The sequence below is a fragment of the Psychromonas hadalis ATCC BAA-638 genome, from assembly GCF_000420245.1.
Lineage (GTDB): Bacteria > Pseudomonadota > Gammaproteobacteria > Enterobacterales > Psychromonadaceae > Psychromonas > Psychromonas hadalis.
Genome location: NZ_ATUO01000198.1, coordinates 1 through 5,901, shown reverse-complemented (window position 1 = coordinate 5,901; position 5,901 = coordinate 1). Strand labels below are relative to the sequence as shown.

5 protein-coding genes are annotated in these 5,901 nt (G+C 39.2%); 2 read left to right on the top strand and 3 right to left on the bottom strand.

Translation table 11 applies throughout. The features are described from left to right. Window positions 1-153: 153 nt before the first annotated feature. Window positions 154-1,395 (bottom strand): methyl-accepting chemotaxis protein, encoded by a 1,242-nt coding sequence (locus G322_RS0117010; protein WP_022942908.1) that lies wholly within the window; start codon window positions 1,393-1,395, stop codon window positions 154-156. 96 nt (window positions 1,396-1,491) lie between these two features. Further along, entirely contained in the window at window positions 1,492-2,007 is a 516-nt protein-coding gene (yjgA, locus tag G322_RS0117005; protein ID WP_022942907.1) for a ribosome biogenesis factor YjgA, read from the bottom strand. 97 nt (window positions 2,008-2,104) lie between these two features. On the opposite strand from yjgA, the gene pmbA reads away from it, so the two are divergent. Beyond that, the gene (gene pmbA, locus G322_RS0117000; protein WP_022942906.1) at window positions 2,105-3,433 is read left to right on the top strand and encodes a metalloprotease PmbA; all 1,329 of its coding nucleotides are present in this window, start codon (window positions 2,105-2,107) and stop codon (window positions 3,431-3,433) included. A 59-nt stretch (window positions 3,434-3,492) separates the two neighbouring features. Here pmbA and punR read toward each other — a convergent pair whose 3' ends face one another. Beyond that, window positions 3,493-4,395 carry a DNA-binding transcriptional activator PunR gene (punR, locus tag G322_RS0116995; protein ID WP_022942905.1) on the bottom strand — a complete coding sequence of 301 codons (903 nt, stop codon included), beginning with the start codon at window positions 4,393-4,395 and terminating at the stop codon, window positions 3,493-3,495. 98 nt (window positions 4,396-4,493) lie between these two features. On the opposite strand from punR, the gene punC reads away from it, so the two are divergent. Continuing rightward, entirely contained in the window at window positions 4,494-5,717 is a 1,224-nt protein-coding gene (punC, locus tag G322_RS0116990) for a purine nucleoside transporter PunC (RefSeq protein WP_022942904.1), read from the top strand. The last annotated feature ends 184 nt before the right edge of the window (window positions 5,718-5,901 follow it).

The window sequence follows — 5,901 nt, the reverse complement described above, 5'->3', positions numbered from 1 at the left end:
AAGGCGCATGATTGAGTAATAGCCGGCTATTGCGATTGAATGCAACACAGATATTAGTCATTTAAACCAGTAAAAACGATCAGTTACTTAGGCGGATTGGTATAATGGACGCTAAACGTCCCTTTTTCTATTTTAGCGTGGAGATAAAAGAGATTAAAAAAGCTCTACATCATCACTTTCTTCAATATTAGCAATATTACGTTGTTCGGTACGAATATTGGTACTCCAGCTCGCATTGCCAAATGAGAATTTATCTAACTTATCTTTTAATGTTTCTGCTAATTTTGTCATATCTTCAGAGCTAACAGATTGTATTTGAGAGTTTTCTAATGCGCCACTATTAAGCTCAACCATGGCATTTACCGAATTTTGTGCATCGGTTGAAATTGATTTCTGTAGAGAAATTGCTTTATGTGCTTGTGCTGATTTCTCATTAATAGCATTAATTGATTGGTTGATTTTGCCTAATTGTGCATTTGCTTGGTGAGATAGCTCGAGTGTACTTTGAGCTGACTCACGACCTATTTGCATCACCTGATAAGCCTCTCCTGTGTTGTGTTGAATTTGGGTGACGATGTCTCGCACCTCTTTAGTTGATTTTGTAGTGCGCTCTGCAAGTGTACGTACTTCATCGGCAACCACGGCAAAACCACGTCCATGCTCACCAGCACGGGCAGCTTCAATGGCTGCATTTAATGCCAATAAGTTGGTTTGATCGGCAATAGAACTGATAACATCGGTAATAGCGTTAATTTGCTCACTGTCTATTTTTAACTGATCGATATGTTTTGATGCATTTTCTATATGTTCAGTGAGTTGGTTTAAGCTATCTGTGGCGTTTTCAGTGCCCTGTTTTGCTATCGTTACTACTTGCGCTGTCTCTTTTACTTCAGAAAAGATAACCTCTACTTCACTGTCGAGTTCACTGGTTGCAGTGCTCATCTCCTGCATTGCATTACTTAGCTGATGCCCATGTGTTTCTTGCATCATCGCTTTTTGAATCATAGAGCTGTAAGTATCTTTAAGGTCTTGTGACATAGGGACAAGACGTGCAGAGGAGGCATATAAACTTTGTAGCAGCGTTTCAAGTTGTTCATTCTGTTTGTTTAGCGCATTAATAAAGGGACTAAAAAGCAGTGATTTTGTCGTTTGAAAACGGAACTGTAGATTGATTTTGTGAGAATTACCTTTGCTCTGCAGTGTAAAATTGTTAACGCTATTGAGAGGCTGGATAACTTGCTGATTAAAAATGAAAAAACCGATACAAAGGGCGAGAAGGTCAACAATTAAGGTAATAAAAAAGGCACTGTTAAACAGAAACTCATTTAACAAATGCCCAATTAATAACACCAGAAAAACAGGGATAAAGATCAGTAACATCGATTTTTTTAACATAATAAACCTATTAATTTGAATTAGTTTTCAAATTATAGGTTAGTTCTGTTTTTATAAAAGCGATGCTAACTGACTAATCTATAAGTTTGAACTAGATCATAAACAAACAGGTTTTAAGTAATTAAAGAGGTCTTTTGCTACTTTTTCTGATTTTGCTTGTTTCTCTGCTTTTTTCTCTTTATTCACTTGGCGCACCAGTTGGCGTAGTTTTTGGCGCTCTAGTGTTGGAAACTGCTCAAGTAACTCATTAATTTTACTGTCACCTTGTTCAACTAACTCATCTCTTAATCTTTCTAAGCGTTGTGTTGCGTGGGTCAATTGTTGATGTTTATTATTGAGCTTGTCAATGGCGGTGCGGATGGCATCACAATCTTCATTGCGTAATACTTTGCCGATATATTGAATTTGGCGGCGTAACGCTTCATTTTTATCCATGATCTTGTGGGCTACAGAGATCGAGTGAAAAAGCAGCTCGCTACCCGGTATTTGTGCCAGTTGTTTTTTGTTGAGCGCGATAAGTGCTCTACCTATCAGTTTAAGTACATCAGCTTCACGTTTTATTTGTGTTTTACTGATTTCATCTTCTTCGATTATTTCTACTTTTTTATTCATAATATCTTTGTCGTTACAGATTAAAGGGAAGTTAATAAGATTATACGTGTTATTGTTGCCGTTTCTAAATTTAATTTGTCTTTACTGGTATTTACATATGATTGAACAAAAACAACAACTCGAAGATGCGGTTAATGAAGCGTTACAAATTGCTAATAAATTAGGCGTGGATCAAGCAGAAGTTGCCCTTGGAAAAACCTCGGGTATCTCGGTTAATACCCGTTTAGGTGAAGTTGAAAATGTTGAGTTTAATCTTGATGGTGCGATGGGCATTAGTGTTTATATCAATCAATGTAAAGGCAGTGCATCAACAGCAGATTTGAGCCATGAAGCGATCACCTCAACGGTGAAGGCGGCTGTGGATATTGCTAGATATACTAGCCAAGATAAATATGCAGGGTTATTAGATAAACATTTTTTAGAAACAGACCCTTTAGAGTTAGATCTATACCACCCAAGTGGTGCTGATACTGAGCAGTTATTAGCATTGGCAAAAGAGTGTGAAGAGGCCGCCTTAAACAGTGATGAGCGTATTGTTAACTCTGATGGTGCAGCGGTAAATAGTCACTCAAGCTTATGTGTATATGGTAATAGTAACGGTTTTTTACACAGTTATGCGAGCAGTCGCCATAGTTTAAGTTGTGTGTTAATTGCGCAGCAAGGCGAAGAGATGCAACGTGATTACAGCTATACCAGTGCGCGAGATATGGACGATCTGTTTAGTGCGAAATGGGTGGCTGATGAAGCGGTGAAACGTACCCTTTCCCGTTTAGGAGCAACCAAAATAAAGACCCAACAAGCGCCTGTTTTATTCTCTGCTGAGATGGCAACGGGATTGTTTGGTCATTTAGTGGGAGCGATAAGTGGTACCAGTTTATATAAAAAATCAACATTTTTACTGGACAGTTTAGACACTCAAATTTTCCCTGACTGGATGCAAATTTCAGAAAAACCACATATTATTAAAGGAATAGCGAGTTCTCCTTATGATCAAGAGGGTGGGAAAACCATTGATCGACATATTGTTGAGCAAGGTATTTTACAAACTTACCTTTTAACGGGTTATGCGGCACGTAAATTAAACATGCAAAGTACAGGGCACACGGGTGGTATTCATAACTGGTTTGTTAAATCCAATACGGGTTTAGACTTAGCGGGATTATTTAAAGAGATGGGCACGGGGTTCTTTGTCACTGAACTGATGGGCCAAGGCGTTAATATGGTAACGGGTGATTACTCGCGTGGTGCATCGGGCTTTTGGATTGAAAATGGGCTGATCGCTTACCCTGTGCATGAAGTGACCATTGCCGGTAATTTAAAAGAGATGTTTATGGGCATTGAAGCGGTCGGCGCAGATATTGATCCGCGCAGCAGTTTAAAAACAGGCTCTATTTTAATTAACAAAATGAAGATTGCAGGGGCGTAATAACACGATAAACTGTGTGATGTCCTGTATAAGGCCAGTGTCTCGCGCTGTGACTGGTGTTATGACAGCCATTGCGCGTGTAATTTTTCAGTGTCGCCAAGGTAAGTTAATAACCACTTCACCGCGGGTGCTTGTATTCCTTCATTCCACGCCAAACAGCAGGGGCTATTTTTAGGCTCATTCATTAAACGTTTTTTAATTAATGAGCCTTGCTTGATAAGTGGGGTTGCTCTGTGTGTAGGCATCAAACCAATGCCGAGTCCTGCAATAAAGCATTGCTCGGCACTGTGCCAATTAGGCACAACTAAACGGCGTTGATTATTAAGCAACCAAGTGGTGCGTTTAGGCAGTGTACGTGCGCTGTCTTGTAAACAGATACTTGGATATTGAATTAACTGCGCCTCTGAGAGAGGAGCGCTGTGTGTTGCAAGCGGGTGTTCTGCACTGATCACAAAATCCCACGACAACTCTCCCATTGCACGATAAGAAATACCCCTGGTAATCGGCACCGCCGCCGTTGCGCCAATGGCAATATCTGCACGTCCATCAACCAGTGCGTCCCAAACACCATTAAATACTTCCATAGTCAGTAATAGCTCAATATCAGGAAATTCCTGATAAAAATCTGCAACAAGCTGATTAACAGAGGTTTCTCTTACGACATTATCAAGGGCAATAGAAACACTGCTTTGCCAGCCATTTGCAACACGTTGTGTTTGTGTTTTTATCTCACTCATCTGTTTAAGCAGTAAACGTGCCTGCTCGACAAAATATTCGCCAGCAAGGGTTAATTGCACTTTACGGTGTAACCGTTTGAACAGTAAAACCCCCAATTTATCTTCCATTGATTTAACTGTGTAGCTAATTGCACTGGGAACTTTGTACAACTCTTCAGCTGCTTTGGAGAAACTGCCGCGGCGTGCAACAGCATCAATAACGATTAAATCATGGTGAGAAAACATACGCATCAACTTTTTTGAAAGCAAGGGTTAAAATATACCGTTTTATTGTACCTTACTGCAAGATTATACTGATGAAAATTTCTTAAAGTGAGCAAACAATGGATAAAACAAACACAAAAATACCTTATATCTGGTTATCTGGATTAAGCATGTTAGGTTTTCTGGCAACAGATATGTACCTGCCCGCATTTGATATTTTACGTCAAGATTTGGCGACAAGTAATCAGATGATTGGTTGGTCATTGAGTATCTTCCTCTTAGGCATGGCGATAGGACAGTTGGTTTATGGCCCTTTAAGTCAGCGTTTTGGTAAAAAACCAGTATTAATTTCTAGTTTAGCTATTTTTAGTGTGGGTACTATTATCTGCGCAATGGCAACTAGCGTTGAGCTTTTATTAGTGGGACGATTTATACAATCTATTGGCGCCGCGGGTGCAACCATTATCTGGCAATCTTTTGTTATCGAAAAATATGATGATAAAACATCACAGCGCATTTTCTCTACTGTGATGCCATTGGTTGCACTATCACCTGCATTAGCACCTATTTTAGGGGCGTTACTTGAGGTGCAATTTGGTTGGCAGAGTATTTTTTATTGTTTATTACTGATTGGGTTAGTGTGGGGAATACGCAGTAGTTTTATCGATTTTAGCACGGCAAAAGAAAGCAAGCCGCTAACTAATGCGTCACAAGTAAAAGTCTCAATTTTCCAAAATTATATGAATATTTTAAAATCAAAAAAATTCAGCGGTAATATGATCATCTATGCAGCTTGCTCTGCAGCCTTTTTTGCATGGCTTACAGGCTCTCCTTTTGTGATGAGCGCAATGGGTTATTCAGGCACTGATATTGGTTTAAGTTATCTGCCACAAACAATCGCTTTTATTATTGGTGGTTATAGTTGTCGCACACTATTAAACAAACATAGCAGCAAACAAATTTTACCTTGGTTATTAAAACTGTTTATTTTAAGTGTGATAGCGATGTTTGTGGTTGCATTAATGGCGGGGAAAACGAGTATTATTCCTCTGTTAATTCCGATGTGTTTTATGGCTGCTGCTAATGGCGCACTCTATCCGATTGTTGCTAATAATGCGTTGAGTGCTTTTAAAGAGAACAGTGCATCAGCATCAGGATTAATGAACTTTTTACAGATGATGTTATGCATGTTAGCCAGTGCAGTTGTTTCATTGTTTATTAGTGATTATGGTGTGGTTGCAATGACTGCTGTGATGGTGGTGCAAGGTACATTGGTTATTATTGGCTATGGTTTGATTAAACAACAGCATCGCAGTGAGACATTAACGGAGTCAACGATTTAATGATTTAAGTCTGCCGGGTATGTATTGTTCATTATCGCCTCAATGTGGCGGTAATGAATAATACCAATTCCACTAATTTTGTGAGCTAATTAGCTTCTCTTTAACGGTGGTGAAATATGACTCAAGATTTATCAAAAATGATTAGTTCGACGTCGAATGCGAGGTTAAAGCTTCGTTTGCTCGC